The organism is Cytobacillus sp. FSL R5-0569 (genome assembly GCF_038007265.1).
GTDB lineage: Bacteria > Bacillota > Bacilli > Bacillales > Cytobacillaceae > Cytobacillus > Cytobacillus kochii.
In genome coordinates this window covers 108209-132499 of the sequence record NZ_JBBOWW010000001.1, presented here as the reverse complement: position 1 = coordinate 132499, position 24291 = coordinate 108209, and the positions used below count along the sequence as shown (strand labels likewise).

The window sequence follows — 24291 nt, the reverse complement described above, 5'->3', positions numbered from 1 at the left end:
AACGACACCCTTTCTTCTATCATTATTCAACCGTGATTGTTTCTTCAACTGCCTCTTTTGTATAAGGCTCTGCTTGACGATAACGTTGCATACCTGTACCAGCTGGAACAAGTTTACCAATGATAACATTTTCTTTCAAGCCGAGTAACTCATCGCGTTTTCCTTTAATCGCTGCATCTGTAAGAACTCTAGTTGTTTCTTGGAATGAAGCAGCGGATAAGAAGGAATCAGTTTCAAGAGATGCTTTTGTAATACCAAGTAATACCGGACGTCCAGTAGCTGGCATTTTACCTTCCATAAGTGCTTTTCTATTCGCATCAGTAAATTGATGGATATCAAGCAATGTGCCTGGAAGTACATCTGTCTCAGCTGCATCGATAACACGTACTTTACGAAGCATTTGACGTACCATTACTTCGACGTGTTTATCACCGATTTCAACCCCTTGCATACGATAAACTTTTTGTACTTCTCGTAGCAAGTATTCTTGAACAGCTGTAACATCTCTCACCTTAATTAATTCTTTCGGATCGATAGAACCTTCTGTTAGCTCTTGACCGCGTTCCACTTCATCGTTAATTGCTACTTTTAAGCGTGCAGTATAAGGTGCAGTATAAGTGCGTGATTCAACTTCACCTTGAATAACGATTTCATGTTGACGATCGCGACCTTCATTAATGCCAACCACTGTACCTTTGATTTCTGAAATAACCGCTTGACCTTTAGGGTTACGTGCTTCAAAAATCTCTTGGATACGAGGAAGACCTTGTGTAATATCGTCTCCTGCAACCCCACCAGTATGGAATGTACGCATCGTTAACTGTGTACCAGGTTCACCAATTGATTGAGCGGCAATAATACCAACTGCTTCACCGACTTCAACTTCTTGACCAGTAGCCAAGTTACGTCCGTAACATTTTTTACATACACCGTGGCGAGTATTACATGTGAACGCAGAGCGAATCCATGCTTCTTCAACGCCTGCAGCGATGATTTCTGCAGATAAATCTTCAGTAATCAATTCATTTTCACGTGCAATGATTTCATTTGTTTCCGGATGTCTAATCGCTTTTCTTACATGACGACCGATTAAACGTTCCTCTAAGCTTTCGATCACTTCTGTTCCTTCCTTCAAGGAAGAAATCAATAAGCCACGATCTGTACCGCAATCATCTTCACGTACAATTACGTCCTGTGCAACATCAACAAGACGACGAGTAAGGTAACCAGAGTCAGCTGTTTTAAGGGCTGTATCAGCAAGACCTTTACGCGCACCGTGAGTAGAGATAAAGTACTCTAATACAGTTAATCCTTCACGGAAACTTGATTTAATCGGTAATTCAATAATACGACCAGCCGGGTTGGCCATTAGACCACGCATACCAGCTAACTGCGTAAAGTTAGATGCGTTACCACGGGCACCTGAATCACTCATCATGAAGATTGGGTTGGATTTATCCAATGATTTCATTAGTTTCGATTGGATATTATCTTTCGCCGCACTCCAGATAGAGATAACTCTGTCATAACGTTCCTCTTCAGTAATAAGACCACGTCTAAATTGTTTTAATACATTATCAACTTTATTTTGAGCTTCATGAAGAATTTCTTCTTTTTCACCTAATACAACGATGTCTGCCACACCAACGGTAATACCAGCCTTAGTTGAATATTTGAAACCTAAATTCTTCATGCGGTCTAGCATTTTTGATGTTTCAGTAATCTTGAAGCGTTTAAATACTTCAGCAATGATATTTCCAAGAATTTTCTTCTTAAACGGATCGACAATCGGCATTGTACGAATCGCTTCAGGAATATCAATAGCTTTATCAATAAAGTATTTCTTCGGTGTTTCAATTTCAAGATTCTCTTTTGTTGGTTCGTTAATATACGGGAATGTTTTCGGTAAAATTTCATTGAATACCAATTTACCAACTGTTGTCATTAATAGTTGCTTGTTTTGTTCTTCAGTGAATGTTTCATTTTTTAACGAACCAGCATGGACAGCTACTCTTGTGTGCAAGTGAACATATCCGTTTTGGTAAGCAAGTAACGCCTCGCTTGTGTCGTTAAAGACCATTCCTTCACCAACAGCATTTTCTCTTTCTAAAGTTAAGTAATAGTTACCTAACACCATATCTTGTGAAGGCGTAACAACTGGTTTACCATCCTTAGGATTCAGGATGTTTTGTGCTGCCAACATAAGCAATCTAGCTTCAGCTTGCGCTTCTGCTGATAAAGGTACGTGAACCGCCATTTGGTCACCATCAAAGTCAGCATTATATGCTGTACAAACAAGTGGATGCAGGCGAATGGCACGTCCTTCAACCAACGTAGGTTCAAATGCTTGAATCCCTAATCTATGAAGTGTAGGGGCACGGTTTAATAATACCGGATGCTCCTTAATGACACTCTCAAGTACATCCCAAACTTCAGGGTGAACTTTTTCGATTTTACGTTTAGCTGATTTAATGTTATGTGCTAGGCCCTTTTCAACTAACTCTTTCATGACAAATGGTTTAAATAACTCCAATGCCATTTCTTTAGGTAGTCCACATTGATACATTTTCAAGTTTGGACCAACGACAATTACAGAACGCCCAGAGTAGTCAACACGTTTACCGAGCAAGTTTTGACGGAAACGTCCTTGTTTACCTTTTAACATATGAGATAGTGATTTAAGTGGTCTATTACCAGGACCTGTAACAGGACGTCCACGACGACCGTTATCAATTAAAGCGTCAACAGCTTCTTGAAGCATACGCTTTTCATTTTGAACGATGATGCTTGGAGCACCAAGGTCTAATAAACGTTTCAAACGGTTATTACGGTTAATTACACGGCGATAAAGGTCATTCAAATCTGATGTAGCAAAACGACCACCGTCTAGTTGAACCATTGGACGAAGCTCTGGAGGAATAACTGGTAGCACATCAAGAATCATCCAGCTCGGTTCATTTCCTGAACCACGGAATGCTTCAAGCACTTCTAATCGTTTAATTGCACGTGTACGGCGTTGCCCTTGTGCAGTTTTTAATTCTTCTTTTAAAGAATCTACTTCTTTATCAAGGTCAATATCTGAAAGTAACTTTCTAATTGATTCCGCACCCATAGACGCTTGGAACTTATTACCGTATTTTTCACGGTAAGCACGGTATTCTTTTTCAGAGAGCAATTGTTTTTTCTCTAATGCTGTATCTCCGGATTCGGTTACAACATAAGATGCAAAATAAATTACTTCTTCCAATGCACGAGGAGACATATCAAGAACAAGACCCATACGGCTTGGAATACCTTTAAAGTACCAAATATGTGATACTGGCGCTGCTAGCTCAATATGCCCCATTCTTTCACGACGAACTTTAGCACGTGTAACTTCAACACCACAACGATCACAAACAACACCTTTATAACGAACGCGTTTGTATTTACCGCAATGACACTCCCAGTCCTTTGTTGGACCGAAAATACGTTCACAAAACAAACCATCTTTTTCAGGTTTTAATGTACGATAATTGATTGTTTCAGGTTTCTTTACTTCACCATGAGACCATGAGCGGATTTTATCTGGTGAAGCGAGACCTATTTTCATATACTCGAAATTATTAACATCTAGCAAGGGGCCTACCTCCCTTTCGATCTACAGGTTTTTCCCATTAACTTATCAATAAGTTTGGGTCCCAGTCATCTATTCCACTTAGCTCGAATGGAGGGCAGTGATCGCCCTCCTTGTTCAAATTTATTCTTTTGTTGCTACTGTTTCTGCTACTTCTGTTTCTTGCGTATCTGGAGCGATTGTTAAGGATTCAGCCTGTTGCATATCCTCATCATCATCCGTATCACGCATTTCTATCTCTTTTTCATCGCCTGAAAGGATTTTTACATCCATACCTAAGCTTTGAAGTTCTTTAATTAATACTTTGAATGATTCAGGGACACCAGGTTCCGGTACATTTTCACCCTTAACGATGGATTCATATGTTTTCACACGTCCAACGACATCATCCGATTTAACTGTTAAGATCTCTTGAAGTGTATAAGCAGCACCATAGGCTTCAAGTGCCCAAACCTCCATCTCACCAAAACGCTGTCCACCGAATTGTGCTTTACCACCAAGCGGTTGTTGCGTAACAAGTGAGTAAGGTCCAGTAGAACGAGCGTGAAGTTTATCATCAACCATGTGTGCTAGTTTGATCATATACATGACACCAACAGATACACGGTTATCAAACGGCTCTCCTGAACGTCCATCATAAAGAACTGTTTTCGCATCACGAGCCATACCAGCTTCTTCGATTGTTTCCCAAACATCTTCCTCGTTTGCACCATCAAATACTGGTGAAGCAACATGAATGCCTAGTGATCTTGCCGCCATTCCAAGGTGTAGTTCAAGTACCTGACCGATGTTCATACGAGAAGGTACTCCTAATGGGTTCAACATGATATCAACCGGTGTGCCATCTGGTAAATACGGCATATCTTCTTCCGGTAGAATACGAGAGATAACCCCTTTGTTACCATGTCGGCCGGCCATTTTGTCCCCTTCAGAAATCTTACGCTTCTGAACAATATAAACACGTACAAGTTGGTTTACACCTGGAGGTAGTTCATCGCCATCTTCACGGTTGAAGACTTTGACATCTAGTACGATACCGCCTCCACCATGTGGTACACGCAAGGATGTATCACGTACTTCACGTGCTTTTTCACCGAAGATAGCATGAAGTAGTCTTTCCTCTGCAGTTAGTTCTGTTACACCTTTAGGCGTTACTTTACCAACTAACAAGTCCCCATCTTTCACTTCAGCACCTGTGCGAATAATACCGCGCTCATCTAAATTACGTAGGGCATCTTCCCCTACATTCGGGATGTCACGAGTAATTTCTTCAGGTCCAAGCTTCGTATCACGAGACTCTGACTCATACTCTTCAATATGAATCGAAGTGTATACATCATCTTTTACAAGGCGCTCACTCATGATGATCGCATCCTCGTAGTTATAACCGTCCCATGTCATGAAAGCAACGAGAACATTACGTCCAAGCGCAAGTTCACCAAGTTCCATTGATGGTCCGTCAGCAAGGATTTCACCTTTCGTTACACGGTTACCAACTGCAACAATTGGTCTTTGGTTGTAACAAGTACCTTGGTTGGAACGAATGAACTTAAGCATTCTATATTTATCAAGATCGCCTTTTACTTCTTGGCCATCTACTTCTTTCACACGTCTTACCCAAACTTCTTTCGCTTCAACATGCTCAACAATACCTTCGTGCTTACAAATCACCGCAGCACCAGAATCTTTACCAGAAACATATTCCATTCCTGTTCCAACGCGTGGTGCTTCAGGCTGCATAAGAGGCACAGCTTGTCGTTGCATGTTGGCACCCATTAAGGCACGGTTAGAGTCATCATTCTCTAAGAACGGGATACATGCAGTCGCAGCAGATACAACCTGCTTAGGTGATACATCCATGTAATCAACACGGTCACGTTTAACAACAGTATTTTCCCCTCTAAAACGAGCAACAACTTCCTCGTCAACAAATGAACCATCTTCACCTAGTCTTGCGTTCGCTTGGGCTACAACATAATTATCTTCCTCATCAGCTGTTAAGTAATCGATTCTTGAAGATACTGTACCTGTTTCGTGATCAATACGACGATAAGGTGTTTCAATAAATCCGAAACGATTCACTTTCGCAAAGGATGATAAAGAGTTAATTAATCCGATATTCGGTCCCTCTGGCGTTTCAATTGGACACATACGACCATAGTGGGAATAGTGAACGTCACGCACTTCAAAGCCTGCACGCTCACGTGTTAATCCACCAGGTCCTAAGGCTGACAGACGTCGCTTATGTGTTAACTCAGCTAATGGATTTGTTTGGTCCATGAACTGAGACAATTGAGAGCTACCAAAGAATTCTTTAATAGATGCAATAACAGGACGAATGTTGATTAATTGTTGTGGCGTAATTGTGTTCGTGTCTTGAATGGACATTCTCTCACGAACTACACGCTCCATTCTTGATAAACCGATACGGAATTGGTTTTGCAATAGCTCACCAACAGAACGTAATCTTCTATTACCAAGGTGGTCAATATCATCTGTATCGCCGACACCATGTAATAAATCAAAGAAATAGCTAATAGAAGCAATAATATCAGCCGGTGAAATATTCTTCACAGCTTCTTCTACATACGCATTACCGATTACATTGATGACTTTCTCGCCATCTTCATTCGGTGCATAAATTTTAATCGATTGAACATCGACTTCTTCATCTATAACGCCACCGACAAGGTCCACTTTCTTAAAGCCAACATTCTTCTCAAGATAAGGAAGAATTCGATCAAGCGTTCTACGATCAAGTACAACACCTTTTTCAGCAATGATTTCCCCTGTTTCAGGATCAACCAAATTCTCAGCTAATCTTTGGCCAAATAATCTATTTTTTATATGAAGCTTTTTATTAATCTTGTAACGTCCAACATTTGCTAAATCATAGCGTTTTGGATCAAAGAATCTTGATACAAGTAAGCTTTTTGCATTCTCAACAGTCGGTGGTTCACCAGGACGAAGACGCTCATAGATTTCGAGCAATGCTTTGTCCGTACCTTCTGTGTTATCCTTTTCAAGCGTATTACGGATATATTCATTGTCACCAATTAATTCGATGATTTCTTGATCAGATCCGAACCCTAGTGCACGCAAAAGAACCGTAACGGGTAGTTTCCTCGTACGATCTATTCTAACGTATACGACATCTTTGGCATCAGTTTCATACTCAAGCCAAGCGCCGCGGTTCGGGATAACAGTGGCAGTAAAGCCTTTTTTCCCGTTTTTATCGAGTTTTCCGCTAAAGTATACGCTCGGAGAACGCACCAATTGCGAAACAATGACACGTTCTGCGCCATTAATTACAAATGTTCCTGTTTCTGTCATAAGCGGGAAGTCACCCATAAAGACATCCTGATCTTTGACTTCGCCTGTTTCTTTGTTCACAAGACGCACTTTCACACGCAAAGGTGCAGAATATGTAACATCTCGTTCCTTCGATTCCTCAACCGAATATTTTGGATCGCCAAGGCTGTAATCAATAAATTCAAGCGATAAATTACCAGTAAAGTCTTCAATCGGAGAAATGTCGTGAAACATCTCTCTTAAACCCTCATCAAGAAACCATTGATAAGAAGAGGTTTGGATTTCGATTAGATTTGGTAATTCTAAAACTTCACTGATTCGTGCGTAACTTCTACGTTGGCGGTGTCGTCCATACTGAACTAGTTGACCTGTCAACTGATTCACCCCTCAAATCAAGCGTTATTATTTGAAAAGCAACCTGTGAATCTCACATGTAAATAATAGAATCTATCTTTTTACCTGTGGATTCCAGCCCACAAGTGAGATAAACTCTTTACATGAGAAATATTATCCAGGTAGCTTGACATATCTTAAACTCGAGTCACATTTCGCTCTATTTTTGCCAAAACTAGAGCGTCGGAAGCCCCAAAACACGAGTTTCCTCCGTAAACATAAACTCAATCAGACAAAAAGAAAAAGGGTTTTTCAAGCAAAAACCACAATTCCATCATTAGACTATTCTTTTCATTACTTCCCACATCTGGATAAATTTATACAATAACGCATAAATTTTTATCCCTATTGGTAGTATATTATGTTGGCATTTTACAATACTAACATAGCGAAAATGTCAAGTCAATCTTTTTTTGCTCTTAATATAAAATAGCCTTTTTTCTTCACAACAGTATCTACTTCAGCAAATAATTCCGAGAGCTTTTCAATTGCAGATGGTGCACCTTGCTTCTTTTGAATGACTACCCATAGTTCTCCACCAGGCAATAAACATTCAAAACTCTCTTCAAAAATACTATGAACAGTTTGTTTCCCAGCTCTTATTGGTGGATTCGTTAAAATAGCTGCAAATTGTTGGTCTTTAACAACTGCCAACTTGTCACTTTCTTTTACAGTGATATTGTTGATACCATTTAGCTCGCCGTTCGTTTGTGCCAGCTCAAGCGCTCTTTCGTTCACGTCGAGCATGACGACTTGACGATCTTGCATAATCGACGCCATTGATAAACCAATTGGGCCGTACCCACAACCAACATCTAATACATCACCAGATATTTCAGGAGGGATAAACGTCTCTATTAATAACCTTGATCCAAAGTCAACTTCACTTTTTGAAAATACACCATGATCGGTTTTAAATTGAAATGTTTTGTCTCTTAGTTTGTAACTCCAAACACGTGGATTACTTTCGACATTAGGCGTTTTAGAATAATAATGGTCTGACATAGTGGTCACCTCCAGATATTAGAGCTGCATGTGCGAGGATTTTTTTGGTAGAGGGTAAAATTAAGCAAACGCTTCGTTAGTTGCTGTAACGTTCTCCTTAAATTCACTTACCTAAACAGTCCACATAACTGATATTAAAAAAGCCCGCTCATACAAGCGGGCTTTTAAACAAACTATATTACTTAACTTCTACGCCAGCTCCAACTTCTTCAAGTTTAGCTTTGATTTCTTCAGCTTCTTCTTTAGAAGCGCCTTCTTTAATAGCTTTAGGAGTGTTATCAACAACTTCTTTCGCTTCTTTAAGGCCAAGACCTGTGATTTCACGAACAACTTTGATAACTTTAATTTTTTGATCGCCAGCAGAATTAAGAATTACGTCAAATTCTGTTTTCTCAGCAGCAGCGTCTCCACCAGCAGCGCCACCAGCAACAGCTACAGGAGCTGCAGCAGTTACTCCGAATTCTTCTTCAATTGCTTTTACTAGATCGTTAAGTTCTAAAACAGTCATACTTTTAACTGCTTCAATGATTTGTTCTTTAGTCATGATATAATTTCCTCCTTAATTTTTGTTAGATTATATTGGTTAAAACCGATAATTAAGCGCCTTGTTCTTCTTTTTGATCTGCAACAGCTTTTGTTGCAAGAGCAAGGTTGCGAACTGGAGCTTGAAGTACGCTGAGTAGCATAGAAAGTAAACCTTCGCGAGATGGAAGTTCAGCAAGAGCTTTCACTTCTTCTTGTGAAGCGATATTACCTTCAATTACACCCGCTTTAATTTCAAGAGCTTCATGCTTTTTAGCAAACTCGTTTAAAATTTTCGCTGGTGCGACAACATCCTCTGTACTGAATGCAATTGCATTAGGACCAGTAAGATGTTCGTTTAAGCCTGCAAGTTCAGCAGCTTCTGCTGCACGACGACTCATAGAGTTTTTGTAAACTTTGAATTCAACATTCGCTTCACGTAGTTGTTTACGAAGTTCTGTTACTTCTGCAACAGTTAATCCGCGGTAATCAACAACAACTGCTGTTTGAGCTGATTTGAATTTGTCTGCAATTTCTTCTACGATTTGTTTCTTTTGTTCGATAATGCTGCTCATCTTTACACCTCCTATTGAATTATGCATTCATACCGTTCAATCAGATAGGTGAGACTCACCATCTCATTAAAAAACCTCCATATCAAAGGTAGACACGGAGGAAGTATACAATAGCTCGTTCAAGCAATTAAAATCTATCGTATTACCTCGGCAGGTTATTAAGCCCCAATCGGCTCCTGCTGTCTACGGTATAAATGATTAAGTTATGATAATAACAAGATTCATTCTACAGAATGGACTTTGCTATGTCAACTTTATTTAAAAACCAAATAATGGTTAATTATTTTGTTGCCGCTGTAGAAGGGTCGATTTTCACACCAGGTCCCATAGTAGTAGTTACAGAAACGTTTTTCATGTAAGTACCTTTTGCTGCAGCAGGTTTTGCTTTCATCATTGTATCGAAGATTGTGTTGAAGTTTTCAACAAGCTTGTCATCTTCAAATGATACTTTTCCGATAGGCACGTGAATGTTACCAGCTTTTTCCACACGGTATTCAACTTTACCTGCTTTGATTTCATTAACAGCTTTTTCTACATCAAATGTAACTGTACCTGTTTTAGGGTTTGGCATTAAACCTTTTGGTCCAAGTACACGACCAAGTTTACCAACTTCACCCATCATGTCTGGAGTAGCAACGATTACGTCAAACTCAAACCAACCTTGGTTGATTTTGTTGATGAATTCTGCATCTCCAACATAGTCTGCACCCGCAGCTTCTGCTTCTTTCGCTTTTTCACCTTTTGCAAATACAAGCACGCGTTGAGTTTTACCAGTACCGTTCGGAAGCACGACAGCTCCACGAATTTGTTGGTCAGCTTTCTTAGGATCTACACCTAAACGAAAAGCTACTTCAACTGTTGCATCAAATTTAGCAAAGTTTGTTTTCTTCGCAAGAGCAATTGCTTCTGCAACTGGGTAAGCTTTTGTGCTATCTACAAGTTTAGCAGCTTCTACATACTTCTTACCTTTTTTAGCCATTTTAATTTCCTCCTTGAATGTGGTTTTAGCGGAATAACCTCCCACCGACGAAAAGCACGTTTGCCTCTCATCTCAAAAACGTCGGTCCCTCGAGAATTTCTCAAGGTCCGAACATTATAAAGGTTGCGAGTGAAACTAATTCAGCATCGCAACCTTTTTAGAAACAATCATCATACATACATAGCAAATAGTATTAGTCTTCGATGACAATACCCATGCTGCGTGCAGTACCTTCAACCATACGCATAGCAGCTTCTACACTAGCAGCGTTTAGATCAGGCATTTTTGTTTCAGCAATCTCGCGTACCTTGTCACGCTTGACTGTTGCTACTTTATTACGGTTTGGTTCACCAGAACCAGACTCAATACCAGCCGCTTTCTTAAGCAATACAGCAGCAGGTGGAGTTTTCGTAATAAATGTAAATGAACGGTCCTCAAATACCGTGATTTCAACAGGAATAATTAGACCAGCTTGTTCAGCTGTGCGTGCATTAAATTCCTTACAGAATCCCATGATATTAACACCGGCTTGACCTAGTGCAGGACCAACTGGTGGTGCTGGATTTGCTTTACCTGCAGGAATTTGCAATTTAACAAGTTTGATTACTTTTTTAGCCACGAGACACACCTCCTTAAAGTCCGTGATGTGGTAATAGGGGTGTTCCCCCTCCCACTCAACTGTTAATTCTTTATATTAACATAAAGAATAATGTCCAATGTCCGGTCTCGTCTTCTGAGACATACTGACCTATGAAATATTATCATTTTTCAAAGACGATTTCAAGTTCTTTTCAAAAATATAGGAGAGCTCATAAGAGAAAGACAATGGCTAGATACGGCGAAATCATACAAAAATCAACTTTCTCTAGTTAAATATAAGGGAGAAAGACCGTTAAATTTTTTCGATTTGCGAAAAATCTAATTCAACTGGCGTATCTCTTCCAAACATATTTACAAGCACCTTGATTTTCGCTTTATCTTTATCGATTTCTTCAATAGAACCAGTAAAGTTAGCAAATGGACCTTCGTTTACTTGAACCGTTTCCCCAACTTCGAAGTTTACATCCATTCGTTTTTCTTCAACACCCATACGTTTAAGAATGACCTGCACTTCTTCAGGCAACAACGGAGTAGGTTTGGAGCCAGAACCCGCTGAACCAACAAACCCCGTTACACCAGGTGTGTTACGCACTACATACCAAGAGTCATCTGTCATAACAATCTCCACCAACACATAACCTGGGAACACCTTCCGTTTTACAACTTTCTTCTTACCATTCTTAAAATCTGTTTCTTCTTCTTCTGGGACAACCACTCTAAAAATTTTATCCTGCATGCCCATCGATTCCACACGTTTTTCAAGGTTTGCTTTTACTTTATTCTCATACCCTGAGTACGTATGTACTACATACCAATTCTTTTCCATATCAAAGGGGACTTAACGTCCTTCCCTCCCTGCAATCTATTTTTATTTTTGAAAGACTGACATCTCTTGTTTGTCTAAAGTGACGGATTACGAAACCAATCGAATCCTAAGCAAATGGACTAGGCCTTTCTTGACCAAATGAAAAAACCCGTTACCGGGCTCCTGCAAATGTTCCTGTGTTATCATCCATTATACCATGGAAGCTCAGGGGTTATTCAAGAATTAAACGAATCAATTCAGAAATACCTAAATCAACAACAGTAAAGAATAACGTAAAGAATAAAACAACGACAATAACTGTGATCGTATATTTCGTTAGCTCTTTCTTTGTAGGCCAGCTAACCTTTTTCATCTCACGTCCAACTTCACGGAAAAACTTCACGATGCGTCCCATTTCTTAACCCCCAACTTTTAAAGAGATATATCCTTTAACAAAAAAGCGTTGATTAAGAATACATCCCCCTGAATGCCATTCTATTACTTTTTTGTCTCTTCTTTACTCTATTATTTTGTTTCGCGATGAACTGTATGTGCACTGCATTTACTGCAAAATTTCTTTAATTCCAATCTCTCATTACCTTTGTTACTATTGGTAGTGTAATTTCTTGTCCCACAATCGGCACAAGCTAGTATCACTTTTTTCGGCATTTTTCACACCTCTTCGACATTTATGCCATTAAAACTCTACCATGGCCAATAATCCATGTCAATAACAGCAAAAATAGGAAAACCTCCACTGTTATCAATCGAAAATGGTTCTCATATGCCCATAAATAATATATTAACATATAGTAGTTATAAAGAGAATTCTCTTATTTCTAAATATCTCTCTAGTTTTCTCTTCACTCTTTGCAAAGCATTATCAATTGACTTCACATGTCGATTCAATTCTTCTGATATTTCTTGATATGATTGCCCATCTAAATAAAGGGCAAGCACCTTTCTTTCCAAATCGCTCAAAAGTTCAGACATTTTTACTTCGATGTGGTCAAACTCTTCCTGATTAATAATTAACTCTTCTGGGTTCATCACTTTCGCTCCAGAAATGACATCCATTAACGTACGATCTGACTCCTCATCATAAATAGGCTTATCAAGCGATACATAAGAATTCAACGGGATATGCTTCTGTCTTGTTGCTGTTTTAATTGCAGTGATAATTTGTCTTGTGATACATAATTCTGCAAATGCTTTGAAGGAAGACAACTTGTCCTCCTTAAAATCTCGAATGGCCTTATAAAGACCAATCATTCCCTCCTGCACAATATCTTCCTTGTCGGCACCAATGAGGAAATAAGACCTCGCCTTTGCACGCACGAAGTTTCGATACTTATGGATCAAATAATCTAGCGCTTCACTTTCACCTTTATGCACTAATTCAATTACTTCTTCATCTTCGAGTTGCACGTATAAAGAATGCTTTTCAGCTTTTGTCCTGAAGTCGATACTCATCCTGATCCCTCCGACCGTACAAGCATGGTTAGAAATATTATACAGTAGGGTATTTTCCAGCGTCAACCAATCATTTAACGTTCTCTGCGCCATTTTTCGAAAATTTCAACGATTTCATCACTTAATGGGATTTTAGACACTGGCTTATTTTCCTGGCTTTTCTTTACTTTTTTGTTAATTTGTTTTTCAATATGATTCATTTCATTGTGTAATTCTCGGGCTGACTTTCTTAACGCACCTTGAGCAAAGATGACTCTCTGCTCTGTAAAATCTGAAGTAGCTACATAGATTTGTGTTTTAATATTATTTAACGCAATCGCTAGCTTTTCAATACGTTCATCTGCGGTTTCGTTTGTACGTGTAAAAATAACTTCAACATTATAATTCTTAAATTTTCTTTCTGTCCCTTTTACGTAATGGGCATCAAAGACAACTATGACTCGGTAACCGGAATACCCTTGATATTCAGCCATCTTTTCTACCAGCAGGTCCCTGGCTGCTTCTAAATCCTTATTTTTTAGAAGCTGAAGCTCTGGCCAGGCACCGATGATATTGTATCCGTCAACAAGAAGGATATTCATCATTATCGCTCAATCGGAGAGCGTTTGCGGTAGACTTCATACATCAACAAAGCAGCAGCGACTGAAGCATTTAAAGATGTTACTTTTCCAGCCATTGGTAAGCTGATAAGAAAATCACATTTATCTCTAATCAGTCTTCCCATTCCTTTCCCTTCACTACCAATGACTAATCCGATGGGCATCACTCCATCCAATTGGCGATAATCCTGTTTACCGCTTGCATCTGTACCCGCAATCCAAACGCCTCGTTCTTTTAATTCATCAATCGTTCTTGCTAAGTTCGTTACACGAGCAACAGGGATATGTTCAATCGCTCCCGTTGAAGCTTTAGCAACTGTTGCTGTTAAACCAACCGCACGCCTCTTTGGAATAATAATCCCATGCGCACCTACAGCATCAGCTGTTCTCATAATCGAGCCTAGATTATGAGGATCTTCAATCTCGTCCAATAGAAGAAAGAATGGAGCTTGTCCACTGTTTTCTGCTTTTTTAAATAGGTCATCTAACTCGGCATATTGATAGGCAGCCACTTGAGCAACCACACCTTGATGATTCCCTAGCTCCATTTGATCCAATTTCTTTTTCGGAACAAATTGAACCAGCACACCCGCTTCCTTCGCCATTCCAACCACTTGCTGCATTTGCCCTTTTTGAGAGCCTTCCGCAACCATAATTTTATTCATATCACGCTCTGACTTAAGTGCCTCGATTACAGCGTTTTTACCAATAATGAAATCATGACTCATTTCTTGCTCTCCTCCTTCCTATCCTCAGTCCACTTAAATGCTTTTACTACTAACTCTTCTAACCGCTCTACTCGTTTAGATAAATATAAGAAACCTATCAATGCTTCGAATGCAGTACTATAACGATAAGTTTGTACATCGGTGTTTTTCGGAATGGTGCCAGATTTAGCATTTCTCCCCCGTCTTACTACCGCCTCTTCTTCTTCTGATAAAACGCCCTCGTCCAAAAATGCATGAATCACTTTTGATTGTGCTTTAGCAGATACATATTTCGTTGCTGCCTTATGCAACTGATGTGGCCTTATATTACCTTTTTGTAATAAGTCCTGACGTACGTATTGTTCATAAACAGCATCGCCCATATAAGCAAGGGCGAGACTGTTTAATTGTTTAGGATTAAGATTTTCTTCGTATGAAAGCATCACTCTTATCCTCTTTTCCATCTTGTTCCTTGAGCTGTATCCTCAAGAATAATATTCATTTCTTTTAATTGATCACGAATTTGATCAGCTAATTGGAAATTGCGATCTTTTCTTGCTTGAATCCGATCGGCTATCAATTGATCCACTTCCTCATCTAACAGCTGTAGCTCATCCTCTAATGATAGTCCAAGCACACCGAAGAAATCCTCGAATTGAGTCATAAATGCATCGATTACAGCAGTGGACGTATTCTTTTCCATCAAATAATAATTCGCTTGTTTTGATAATTCAAATACAACAGAGATGGCATTCGCCGTGTTAAAATCATCATCCATATCTGTGATGAATTGCTTTTGTAAATCACCAATTTTCTCTAACCATTCTTGGTTATTTTCTGTTAACTCACTACTCGCCTCTTTACGATGCTTTAAATTCTCATACGATGCTTTAATACGCTCATAACCCGCTTTTGTATTTTCCAGCAATTCTTCATTATAGTTAATTTGATTACGATAATGCACTGCTAACATGAAGAACCTTAACACTTGCGGATTGTGCTTCTTAATAATATCGTGTACCAAGACGAAATTACCGAGTGATTTAGACATTTTTTCGTTATCAATATTAATATAGCCATTATGCATCCAGTAACGAGCGAAAGTTTTACCTGTCACTGCCTCTGACTGTGCTATTTCATTCTCATGGTGAGGAAATGATAAATCTTGTCCTCCAGCATGAATATCAATCGTGTCACCTAGATATTTACGAGCCATAGCGGAGCATTCAATATGCCACCCTGGGCGACCTGCCCCCCAAGGACTATCCCATTTAATCTCACCTTCCTTCGCCGCTTTCCAAAGGACGAAATCAAGTGCGTCTTTCTTCTTCTCACCAACAGCAATTCGATTGCCTAACTTTAACTCATCAATCGATTGATGAGAAAGCTTTCCATACTCTTCAAACTTTCGTGTATGGTAGTACACATCTCCTTCTGATTCATAGGCAAAATCTTTATCAATCAGCGCTTGGATAAAATCAATAATCGTATCCATATTTTCCGTTACTCTCGGGTGTGTGTCTGCTTTTTTGCAACCTAATGCCGATACATCTTCAAAATACGCTTCAATAAATCTCTCCGCAATTTCCGGCACGTCTTCACCTAGTTCTTTGGCCGTGCGGATTAATTTATCATCGACATCTGTGAAATTTGACACAAAATTCACATCATATCCGCGATACTCCAAATATCTCCTCACTGTATCGAACACAATTGCAGGGCGAGCATTTCCTATATGAATATAATTGTATACAGTAGGTCCGCAAACATACATCTTTACTTTACCCTCTTCTAACGGGATAAACGGCTCTTTTTTTCTTGTTAACGTATTATATAATTGAATCGCCATTATGAGTGGCTCCTTTCAGCTTTCAGTTGTTCAAACTCTTTTTTCACGCGCTCTAACTCATTTTCTAGCTCTTTAAAGCGATCAGAAATGGGATCTGGTAAGTCTGTATGATTTAAATCTTTCGTTACTTTGACGCCATCTTGGATTTTTACCTTACCAGGTATACCAACAACCGTTGAATTAGGTGGCACTTCATGTAAAACAACTGAGCCGGCACCTATTTTTGAGTTTTCCCCAATTGTAATGGATCCAAGCACTTTTGCCCCTGTAGCAATAAGAGCATTATCCTTAATCGTTGGATGTCTCTTGCCTTTTTCTTTCCCTGTCCCCCCAAGTGTTACACCTTGATAGACAGTAACATTATCTCCAATCTCGCATGTCTCGCCAATAACAACACCCATCCCGTGATCAATAAAAAATCGACGGCCTATTTTCGCCCCAGGGTGTATTTCTATCCCAGTAAAAAAACGACTAATTTGTGAAACCAACCTTGCAAGGAAGAAAAATTTATTTTTATAAAGACTGTGTGCAATGCGGTGATTCCAAATCGCATGTAATCCTGAGTAGGTTAACACTACTTCAAAAACACTTCTTGCGGCAGGATCCTGTTCAAACACAACATCTATATCTTCCTTCATTCTTTTAAACATGCTCTCTCCCTCCAGTCTTTAAATAGCATTTTTCTCGTATAATAAAAACAACAAAAGTAACAGTGATTACACTCTCTCTTTGGGTGGGTCCTTATCACCAGAAAACAAATAACATATCTATAAATAAAAAACGCCCCTGTCTAAAATAGACAGAGACGTTTACACGCGGTTCCACTCTGTTTAAGCTTTCATATAATAAAAGCTCCAACTCTGCCTCGTTAACGGGAAGGTAACCGCCTATTTCTACTATAAAGGTTCGAAACAGGACTCAGAGGGGCACTTCAGAGAATGAGAGGTTTAAACCACTTTCAGCCGATGATGGTTCTCTCTAATAAACAGTCATTACTCTTACTTTTCCTCTTCAATGATTTAGCATCTATAATGATTTTCTAAAGATTTATACGTTAATATTCTATACTATATTATATTTTTACCGATATGTTAACCTAAAATACGCTGTAGGCGAATTTTTACAGTTTCCCTACCTAATAACTCCATTGCTTTCGGTAGGTCTGGGCCATGTGTCTGCCCCGTTGTTGCTGAGCGAATCGGCATAAATAATTTTTTCCCTTTATGTCCTGTCGCTTTCTGTACTGACTTCATTGCCGCCTTTATTTGATCAGCTTCAAATACCTCAAGCGCCTCTACTTCATGTAAGAAAGCAGTCAACACTTCCGGTACTTGCTCTTCAGCTAAAACTTCGCTTGCTTCTGGTTCAACTTCGATATCCTGAACAAAGAATAATTCACTTAGTTCAATTACTTGCGCACCATAACTCATTTTCTCTTGTAGCAACAACACTAATTTCTTTAACCATTGTAACTCATCGTCAGAAGGATTATCTCCTACTTTGCCTGCTTTTTTAAAATGAGGTAACGTTAAATCAAGTAACTGGTCACCATCTAACTTTTTCATGTACTGCGCATTAATATGAGCAAGCTTCTGCATATCGAATAAAGCCGGTGACTTAGATAACCTTGACTCATCAAAGATTTCAATTAGCTCTTCTTTGGAGAATAATTCTTCCTCTCCACTCGGAGACCAACCAAGTAAAGCGATAAAGTTAAACAAGGCTTCAGGCAAGTAACCTAGCTCTTCGTATTGTTCAATGAATTGAATGATTGACTCATCACGTTTACTTAATTTTTTACGACTTTCATTCACTATTAGCGTCATATGACCAAATACAGGTACTTGGAAGCCAAGTGCCTCATAAATCATAATTTGTTTAGGTGTATTTGAAATATGATCATCTCCACGTAATACATGAGAGATTTTCATTAAATAATCATCTATGGCTACAGCAAAATTATATGTCGGTGTCCCGTCTTTTTTAACAATTACATGATCACCAATGCCATCTGACTCAAATGACACTTCTCCTTTAACCATATCATTGAATGCATACACTTTTCCTTGTGGGACAAGAAAACGAATACTTGGTTTTCTTCCTTCAGCTTCGAGTTGTTGGCGATCATCATCTGATAAATGTCTGCACTTTCCTGAGTAAATCGGCATTTCACCTTTAGCCATTTGCGCCTCACGTTCAGCTTCTAACTCTTCTTCCGTACAATAACACTTATAAGCTTGTCCGCTATCAAGTAACTGTTGATAATACTTTTTGTAAATTTCGTTTCTTTCTGATTGACGGTACGGGCCGTATCCACCATCTTTATCGATACTTTCATCCCAGTCTATACCAAGCCATTGTAAGTATTTTAATTGACTCTCTTCTCCGCCCTCAATATTACGTTTTTTATCTGTATCTTCTATACGAATGATGAATTTACCATTTTTACTACGAGCAAATAAATAATTAAACAAAGCTGTACGCGCATTACCAATATGTAAATGTCCCGTTGGACTTGGTGCATAGCGTACACGAATATCACTTGACATGATGATCCTCCTTCAAAATCGGTTCTATTTCGAAAAACCGCTGATTGCTATATAAGCCACCTGACGATCCATCTTTTTTATCAAAAATTGAATATGAATAGCACCCTTTATTTTATCATCCTACTGTAAGTTGTCAAAGTCCGTAAATAACCGACTAGGCACTTTTCTTCAACAACACAACCACTTGAGCAGCAATTCCTTCGCCTCTGCCTGTAAATCCTAGTTTTTCCGTTGTTGTGGCTTTCACGTTAATGTTCTCTACTTCTGATTCTAACAATTCCGCTATTCTTTCTCTTATAGCAGGAATATAAGGAGCCATTTTTGGTTTTTGAGCAATAATAGTACAGTCTGCATTCACAAGTTCATAACCCTTTTCTTTTACCAATTGCCACACATGTTGCATCAGTTTAGCTGAATCCGCATCTTTAAAGTCTGGGTCTGTATCAGGGAAGTGCTTACCAATATCACCTTCACCAATTGCACCTAAACAGGCATCTGACACTGTATGTAATAAAACATCCGCATCTGAATGTCCAAGTAATCCTAATTCATATGGAATCGTAACCCCACCCATAATCAGTGGTCGTCCTTCAACTAATTGATGTACATCAAATCCTTGACCAATGCGAAACATATTATCTTCTCCTTTAGATAAAGTCATCTCTTTTATTTAAAATCGCCTCAGCAAAATATAGGTCTTCAGGCGTTGTTAGTTTTATATTATCGTAATTCCCTTGTACAAAAGCAATCTTATTATGTACTCTCTCCACCAAGCTTGCATCATCAGTCCCTACAAATTGGTCCTTTTGCGCTTTCTCATATGCCGCTTGTAAAATACTAAGCTTAAAAGCTTGAGGGGTTTGCACAGACCATAGACTCGTTCGATCAATTGTTCCCTCGACTAATCCATCACGTCCCTTTTTTATCGTATCCTTCACGGGAACGGCTAAAATGGCGCCATCATTGAACTGAGCTTGAGATACAAGTTGATCGATATGCTCTTGTTCAACAAAAGGTCGAGCGGCATCATGTACCAACACAATCCCTTCACCTGTTAACTCACGTATCACATGACTAATGCTATGCTGCCTTTCCTGTCCACCACCGATATACGCCCTTACCTTATCCACCCCATGCTTAGCGATTAACGCACGTATCTCCTTTTCCTCAGCAGGATTAATAGCTAAATAAATCCCTTCACATGCGGAGTCTCGTTGGAAAACGCGCAATGTATGTATAAAAATAGGTACCCCTCTTAGTTCTAGCAACAGTTTATTTTTTGAAGCACCCATTCTCTTCCCTTGCCCCGCTGCAGGGATGACGACTCTATACCCCATATTTTCTTCTAACTCCCTTAATCAGCATAAAAAGCGGAAGAAAAGAGCCAATTTACGGCCCCCTCTTCTGCTTCTTCTATACTATAATTATAATGCTTTTTCTAAAAGTTTTGGTTTAGCGAAAATCATTCTACCCGCAGATGTTTGCAATACACTTGTCACTACTACATCAATATGCTTGCCAATATAATTTCTACCTTCTTCTACGACAATCATTGTGCCATCGTCTAAGTAGGCAATCCCTTGATTTTGTTCTTTTCCGTCCTTAATGACCTGAACTTTCATTTCTTCTCCCGGAAGCACAACCGGCTTCACAGCATTCGCCAGATCATTAATATTTAGAACTGCGACTTTCTGTAGCTCGCATACCTTATTCAGGTTGAAATCATTGGTTACAACCACACCGTTAGTTAATTTCGCTAATTTCACTAGCTTACTATCCACTTCTTGTATTTCTTCAAAATTACCTTCGTAAATTTCTACCTTTATAGATAGCTCACTTTGAATACGGTTGAGAATGTCTAAACCGCGGCGGCCCCGATTTCTTTTTAACACATCAGAAGAATCGGCAATATGCTGTAATTCTTCTAAGACAAAACGAGGAATAACAATTGTTCCTTCTAAAAACCCTGTTTGACAAATATCAGCTACTCGACCATCGATAATAACACTTGTATCCAATATTTTAAGCTTATTCACATCAGATTGACTATCTTCTTCTTCAGTTAACTTTTTCTTTTTGTTTGTAAAAAGATTGAGTAATTCATCTCGTTTTTTAAATCCAACTTGAAAACCTAAATATCCAAATAACAGTGTTAAGACGATAGGAGCAACAGTATTTAATACCGGTATCTCGAGTGTCGATAATCCATAACCAAGTAAAAACGCGACAACAAGACCAAACACCAGTCCAACACTACCAAATATAATATCGGTAATTGGCACCTTTACAATCGATTCTTCTGTCCATTTAATGAAATTGACAACATGGTCAACCGCCCAAAATGTTAAAAGATAGAAAATAATAGCTCCTAAAATGGCGGAAACATAAGGATTATTTAATAATGGAATGTCATCTAAACTGATTAGAATTAGTAATTCTGGTATCACAAAGATTCCTAATGTGATCCCAAATATAAGGAAACAGACTTGTACAATTCTCTTTAACATTCCCTCACCTCCTTTTATTCATTATTAACAAATTCCAAAAATAAAAAACGCACAATATTGGAAAATTTTATATTATAAACAAAAAATTATTGCAGTAAACTAAATAAAAGGATAGATCAAACGGTTATGAATACTCTTAGACTAGCACCGTAAGTAAGGGAATGTCAAATGATAAACTACCTATTCTATCATAAGGTGAATAGTAGTTCAATGGTATTTATAAATGTCGGTCAGAAAAAAATTGGTCTTGTATAAGCTTGAGGCCTTCGTCAATCTTCCTAGCCCGTACCTCTCCTATACCTTCTACCTCATCTAATTCTTCAATAGAAGCTGCCGCTATATACCTCAGTTCCTCAAAGCGATCAACGAGGTTATCAATAATAATAGGTGGTAATCGCGGCACCTTATGCAGCACCCGAATCCCTCTAGGATGAATGACTTCTTCGGTATGAATATAGCCATGAAAGCCTAGTAATTTCATGATAACTGAGTCTTCTAAAGTCTCACCTTTTGATAACTCTTGAAGCTTTTGAAGCGCTTCCTTTGCCCTAATATCACGATCATTAGCATAATCCATAATAACGAATTCTGATTCTCTTTCCATTTCAATCAATAACTCATTCATTTGTAAACGAATGAGACGTCCTTCTGTCCCTAACTCGCTTAAATAAGTTAGTAACTCATTTTTAATTCTTAACAGCATTTCTATATTATGCATAACATTTAACACATCATTATAGGTCACCTGTTCTTCAAATTCGAGAATACCTAAATTCGATATACTTTGCTCAAGAACAACTTTATATTTCTCTAATGTTGTGACTGCCACATTAGCCTTTGTTAATATAACGCCAATATCCTTTAGTGAATAACGAGAAGCCCCTTTATATAAAGTAATGACATTACGGCGTTGTGAAACAGCAATAACAAGCGCACCTGTTTGTTTCGCCACCCGTTCTGCTGTCCGATGTCGCATCCCTGTCTCAGAGGAAGGAATACTCGAATCTGGTGCGAGTTGGGCGTTGGCAATAAGGATTTTATTTCCTTCTTGATTGAGAATAATCGCCCCATCCATCTTCGCAAGCTCATATAAATAGTTTGGCGAAAAAGGGCAATTAATTTGGAAGCCCCCATCCACTAAACTGGCAATCTGCTCCTTAGAACAAAGAACAATTAACCCACCCGTGTTTGCTCTTAATACATTATCTATACCTGCACGTAGGGGTGTCCCTGGTGCTAAAAATTTCAATAATTCGCTGATTGTAATTTCACTTTGTTTCTTTGAATCCATATGCTTACCCTCCTAATGCAGCTTCAAGTGCTTCACTAACCGAGTGAACGCCAATCAATTGAACATTTTTAGGACCTGTCCAGCCGCTCAAATTATTCGCTGGTAATATAATACGCTCAAATCCTAGTTTCGCAGCCTCCTGGACTCGCTGTTCAATTCTTGAAACTCTTCTTATTTCTCCAGTGAGGCCCACCTCACCGATAATGCAATCTGTTGCTCTTGTTGGCTTGTCCCGAAAGCTTGATGCGATACTAACTGCAACTGCCAAATCAATTGCTGGCTCATCTAGTTTTACCCCTCCAGCAACCTTCAAATACGCATCTTGATTTTGTAACAACATACCGACCCGTTTCTCTAATACCGCCATTAATAGCGGCACACGGTTATGATCAATCCCTGTTGCCATCCTTCTTGGGTTACCAAAACTCGTAGGGGATATTAATGCTTGTATTTCTACAAGAACGGGCCGAGTTCCTTCCATTGAAGCCACAACAGTTGAACCCGCTGCTCCTTGTGATCGTTCTTCTAAAAAAATCTCTGAAGGGTTTGCCACTTCTTCTAAACCTAATTCTTTCATTTCAAATATACCCATTTCATTCGTAGAACCAAATCGGTTTTTGACTGCTCTTAAAATTCGATACGTGTGATGCCTTTCCCCTTCAAAATAAAGCACCGTATCCACCATATGTTCAAGCAACCTAGGACCGGCGATCGATCCTTCTTTCGTTACATGTCCAACAATAAAGATCGCAATCCCTTTCGTTTTCCCGATTCTCATAAGCTCAGCCGTACACTCTCTTACCTGTGAAACACTACCAGGGGCCGAGGTCACTTCCGGGTGATAAATAGTTTGAATGGAGTCAATAATAACAAACTCCGGCTTCACCTCATCAATCGTTTGACTAATCTCTTCTAAGCTTGTCTCTGCATAAACAAGTAGATGTTCTGATGAAATATTTAATCTGTCAGCTCGTAGCTTCGTTTGTCTTATCGACTCTTCTCCAGAAATATAAAGTACAGAATGCTGTTTATTAGATAATTGGGAAGAAACTTGCAACAGTAGTGTTGATTTTCCAATCCCAGGATCTCCACCTATTAAAACGAGAGATCCTCTAACAACCCCACCACCAAGGACTCGATTTAACTCTTTCATTTCCGTATAAATACGTGGCTCATTGACTGTTTCAATTTTTGGAATCGGAGTCGCTTTTGCTCTAATCGTTGTCTCTTGTGTATGTGCAAAAGCCCCTCTTCTCGAGTTAACAGGTTTCTCTATCTCTTCCGTCATTTTATTCCATACACCGCATCCGGGACATTTCCCCATCCACTTTGCCGATTCATAACCACATTCTTGACATATGAATTTTGATTTTCTTTTCGCCAATCTTCATTCTCCTTCTCTTTCGTACAACACATTTATATTTCTTACTATATCAATGGAATCGTTTGTATTCAAAGGTTAACATATAATTGGAAGAAAATTTGTTGTTATCAAAAAAGGTACACACT

At 39.0% G+C, this 24291-nt stretch carries 22 protein-coding genes and 2 other annotated features; all 22 genes read right to left on the bottom strand.

What is annotated here, in order from left to right:
- Positions 1-22: 22 nt before the first annotated feature.
- The 22 genes from rpoC to radA all read right to left on the bottom strand — a co-directional run bounded on the left by rpoC (position 23) and on the right by radA (position 24166).
- A complete protein-coding gene (gene rpoC / locus MKX78_RS00665) occupies positions 23-3619 on the bottom strand; it encodes a DNA-directed RNA polymerase subunit beta' (RefSeq protein ID WP_307317037.1) in 3597 nt (1198 codons plus the stop codon).
- Positions 3620-3739: 120 nt separating this feature from the next.
- Positions 3740-7303 carry a DNA-directed RNA polymerase subunit beta gene (rpoB, locus tag MKX78_RS00660; protein ID WP_095371232.1) on the bottom strand — a complete coding sequence of 1188 codons (3564 nt, stop codon included), beginning with the start codon at positions 7301-7303 and terminating at the stop codon, positions 3740-3742.
- Positions 7304-7723: 420 nt separating this feature from the next.
- A complete protein-coding gene (locus MKX78_RS00655) occupies positions 7724-8326 on the bottom strand; it encodes a class I SAM-dependent methyltransferase (RefSeq protein WP_095371233.1) in 603 nt (200 codons plus the stop codon).
- A 178-nt stretch (positions 8327-8504) separates the two neighbouring features.
- Positions 8505-8870, bottom strand: coding sequence for a 50S ribosomal protein L7/L12 (rplL, locus tag MKX78_RS00650; RefSeq protein WP_095371234.1), 366 nt, complete (start codon positions 8868-8870; stop codon positions 8505-8507).
- A gap of 52 nt (positions 8871-8922) precedes the next feature.
- Positions 8923-9423 (bottom strand): 50S ribosomal protein L10, encoded by a 501-nt coding sequence (rplJ, locus tag MKX78_RS00645; RefSeq protein WP_095371235.1) that lies wholly within the window; start codon positions 9421-9423, stop codon positions 8923-8925.
- Between the two features lie 59 nt (positions 9424-9482).
- Positions 9483-9630, bottom strand: a sequence feature (ribosomal protein L10 leader region).
- Positions 9631-9703: 73 nt separating this feature from the next.
- Positions 9704-10402: a 50S ribosomal protein L1 gene (gene rplA / locus MKX78_RS00640; protein WP_095371236.1), complete on the bottom strand. Its 699-nt coding sequence runs from the start codon at positions 10400-10402 to the stop codon at positions 9704-9706.
- A gap of 193 nt (positions 10403-10595) precedes the next feature.
- Positions 10596-11021 (bottom strand): 50S ribosomal protein L11, encoded by a 426-nt coding sequence (gene rplK / locus MKX78_RS00635; protein ID WP_009336545.1) that lies wholly within the window; start codon positions 11019-11021, stop codon positions 10596-10598.
- A gap of 273 nt (positions 11022-11294) precedes the next feature.
- On the bottom strand, positions 11295-11828 hold the full coding sequence (gene nusG / locus MKX78_RS00630; RefSeq protein ID WP_224938664.1) for a transcription termination/antitermination protein NusG: 534 nt from the start codon (positions 11826-11828) through the stop codon (positions 11295-11297).
- A gap of 211 nt (positions 11829-12039) precedes the next feature.
- Positions 12040-12222 (bottom strand): preprotein translocase subunit SecE, encoded by a 183-nt coding sequence (gene secE, locus MKX78_RS00625; protein ID WP_095371238.1) that lies wholly within the window; start codon positions 12220-12222, stop codon positions 12040-12042.
- Between the two features lie 110 nt (positions 12223-12332).
- The gene (rpmG, locus tag MKX78_RS00620) at positions 12333-12476 is read right to left on the bottom strand and encodes a 50S ribosomal protein L33 (protein ID WP_191816903.1); all 144 of its coding nucleotides are present in this window, start codon (positions 12474-12476) and stop codon (positions 12333-12335) included.
- 147 nt (positions 12477-12623) lie between these two features.
- A complete protein-coding gene (sigH, locus tag MKX78_RS00615; protein WP_180317053.1) occupies positions 12624-13346 on the bottom strand; it encodes an RNA polymerase sporulation sigma factor SigH in 723 nt (240 codons plus the stop codon).
- A gap of 8 nt (positions 13347-13354) precedes the next feature.
- Positions 13355-13861: an NYN domain-containing protein gene (locus MKX78_RS00610; RefSeq protein ID WP_095371241.1), complete on the bottom strand. Its 507-nt coding sequence runs from the start codon at positions 13859-13861 to the stop codon at positions 13355-13357.
- A gap of 2 nt (positions 13862-13863) precedes the next feature.
- On the bottom strand, positions 13864-14607 hold the full coding sequence (rlmB, locus tag MKX78_RS00605; protein ID WP_095371242.1) for a 23S rRNA (guanosine(2251)-2'-O)-methyltransferase RlmB: 744 nt from the start codon (positions 14605-14607) through the stop codon (positions 13864-13866).
- Positions 14604-15029, bottom strand: coding sequence for a Mini-ribonuclease 3 (locus tag MKX78_RS00600; RefSeq protein WP_095373563.1), 426 nt, complete (start codon positions 15027-15029; stop codon positions 14604-14606). Before MKX78_RS00600 ends, rlmB begins: the two co-directional genes overlap by 4 nt.
- Positions 15030-15034: 5 nt before the next feature.
- Positions 15035-16435, bottom strand: a complete 1401-nt coding sequence (gene cysS, locus MKX78_RS00595) for a cysteine--tRNA ligase (protein ID WP_341049333.1) — start codon at positions 16433-16435, stop codon at positions 15035-15037.
- Entirely contained in the window at positions 16435-17085 is a 651-nt protein-coding gene (gene cysE, locus MKX78_RS00590) for a serine O-acetyltransferase (RefSeq protein ID WP_095371244.1), read from the bottom strand. The genes cysS and cysE overlap by 1 nt, the downstream gene beginning before the upstream one ends.
- Before the next feature lie 148 nt (positions 17086-17233).
- Positions 17234-17459: a binding site (T-box leader), on the bottom strand.
- A gap of 67 nt (positions 17460-17526) precedes the next feature.
- Positions 17527-18984, bottom strand: coding sequence for a glutamate--tRNA ligase (gltX, locus tag MKX78_RS00585; protein WP_322910604.1), 1458 nt, complete (start codon positions 18982-18984; stop codon positions 17527-17529).
- A gap of 154 nt (positions 18985-19138) precedes the next feature.
- On the bottom strand, positions 19139-19618 hold the full coding sequence (gene ispF, locus MKX78_RS00580; RefSeq protein ID WP_095371246.1) for a 2-C-methyl-D-erythritol 2,4-cyclodiphosphate synthase: 480 nt from the start codon (positions 19616-19618) through the stop codon (positions 19139-19141).
- Positions 19619-19631: 13 nt separating this feature from the next.
- Entirely contained in the window at positions 19632-20321 is a 690-nt protein-coding gene (gene ispD, locus MKX78_RS00575; RefSeq protein ID WP_340977150.1) for a 2-C-methyl-D-erythritol 4-phosphate cytidylyltransferase, read from the bottom strand.
- Between the two features lie 87 nt (positions 20322-20408).
- Positions 20409-21491 carry a PIN/TRAM domain-containing protein gene (locus MKX78_RS00570; RefSeq protein ID WP_307317049.1) on the bottom strand — a complete coding sequence of 361 codons (1083 nt, stop codon included), beginning with the start codon at positions 21489-21491 and terminating at the stop codon, positions 20409-20411.
- A gap of 217 nt (positions 21492-21708) precedes the next feature.
- Positions 21709-22782 (bottom strand): DNA integrity scanning diadenylate cyclase DisA, encoded by a 1074-nt coding sequence (gene disA / locus MKX78_RS00565; RefSeq protein WP_095371249.1) that lies wholly within the window; start codon positions 22780-22782, stop codon positions 21709-21711.
- A gap of 4 nt (positions 22783-22786) precedes the next feature.
- Positions 22787-24166, bottom strand: a complete 1380-nt coding sequence (gene radA / locus MKX78_RS00560) for a DNA repair protein RadA (protein ID WP_307317052.1) — start codon at positions 24164-24166, stop codon at positions 22787-22789.
- Positions 24167-24291: the final 125 nt, after the last annotated feature.

Excerpts from the sequence above, each read along its gene's own strand:
- nusG (WP_224938664.1), bottom strand. The coding sequence starts at position 11,828 with ATGGAAAAGAATTGGTATGTAGTACATACGTACTCAGGGTATGAGAAT.
- cysE (WP_095371244.1), bottom strand. The coding sequence starts at position 17,085 with ATGTTTAAAAGAATGAAGGAAGATATAGATGTTGTGTTTGAACAGGAT.
- ispF (WP_095371246.1), bottom strand. The coding sequence starts at position 19,618 with ATGTTTCGCATTGGTCAAGGATTTGATGTACATCAATTAGTTGAAGGA.
- MKX78_RS00600 (WP_095373563.1), bottom strand. The coding sequence starts at position 15,029 with ATGCTTTCATACGAAGAAAATCTTAATCCTAAACAATTAAACAGTCTC.
- gltX (WP_322910604.1), bottom strand. The coding sequence starts at position 18,984 with ATGTCAAGTGATATTCGTGTACGCTATGCACCAAGTCCAACGGGACAT.
- cysS (WP_341049333.1), bottom strand. The coding sequence starts at position 16,435 with ATGGCGATTCAATTATATAATACGTTAACAAGAAAAAAAGAGCCGTTT.
- rpmG (WP_191816903.1), bottom strand. The coding sequence starts at position 12,476 with ATGCCGAAAAAAGTGATACTAGCTTGTGCCGATTGTGGGACAAGAAAT.
- disA (WP_095371249.1), bottom strand. The coding sequence starts at position 22,782 with ATGGATTCAAAGAAACAAAGTGAAATTACAATCAGCGAATTATTGAAA.
- rlmB (WP_095371242.1), bottom strand. The coding sequence starts at position 14,607 with ATGAGTCATGATTTCATTATTGGTAAAAACGCTGTAATCGAGGCACTT.
- MKX78_RS00610 (WP_095371241.1), bottom strand. The coding sequence starts at position 13,861 with ATGAATATCCTTCTTGTTGACGGATACAATATCATCGGTGCCTGGCCA.
- MKX78_RS00655 (WP_095371233.1), bottom strand. The coding sequence starts at position 8,326 with ATGTCAGACCATTATTATTCTAAAACGCCTAATGTCGAAAGTAATCCA.
- ispD (WP_340977150.1), bottom strand. The coding sequence starts at position 20,321 with ATGGGGTATAGAGTCGTCATCCCTGCAGCGGGGCAAGGGAAGAGAATG.
- MKX78_RS00570 (WP_307317049.1), bottom strand. The coding sequence starts at position 21,491 with ATGTTAAAGAGAATTGTACAAGTCTGTTTCCTTATATTTGGGATCACA.
- rplL (WP_095371234.1), bottom strand. The coding sequence starts at position 8,870 with ATGACTAAAGAACAAATCATTGAAGCAGTTAAAAGTATGACTGTTTTA.
- rplA (WP_095371236.1), bottom strand. The coding sequence starts at position 10,402 with ATGGCTAAAAAAGGTAAGAAGTATGTAGAAGCTGCTAAACTTGTAGAT.
- rplJ (WP_095371235.1), bottom strand. The coding sequence starts at position 9,423 with ATGAGCAGCATTATCGAACAAAAGAAACAAATCGTAGAAGAAATTGCA.
- secE (WP_095371238.1), bottom strand. The coding sequence starts at position 12,222 with ATGGGACGCATCGTGAAGTTTTTCCGTGAAGTTGGACGTGAGATGAAA.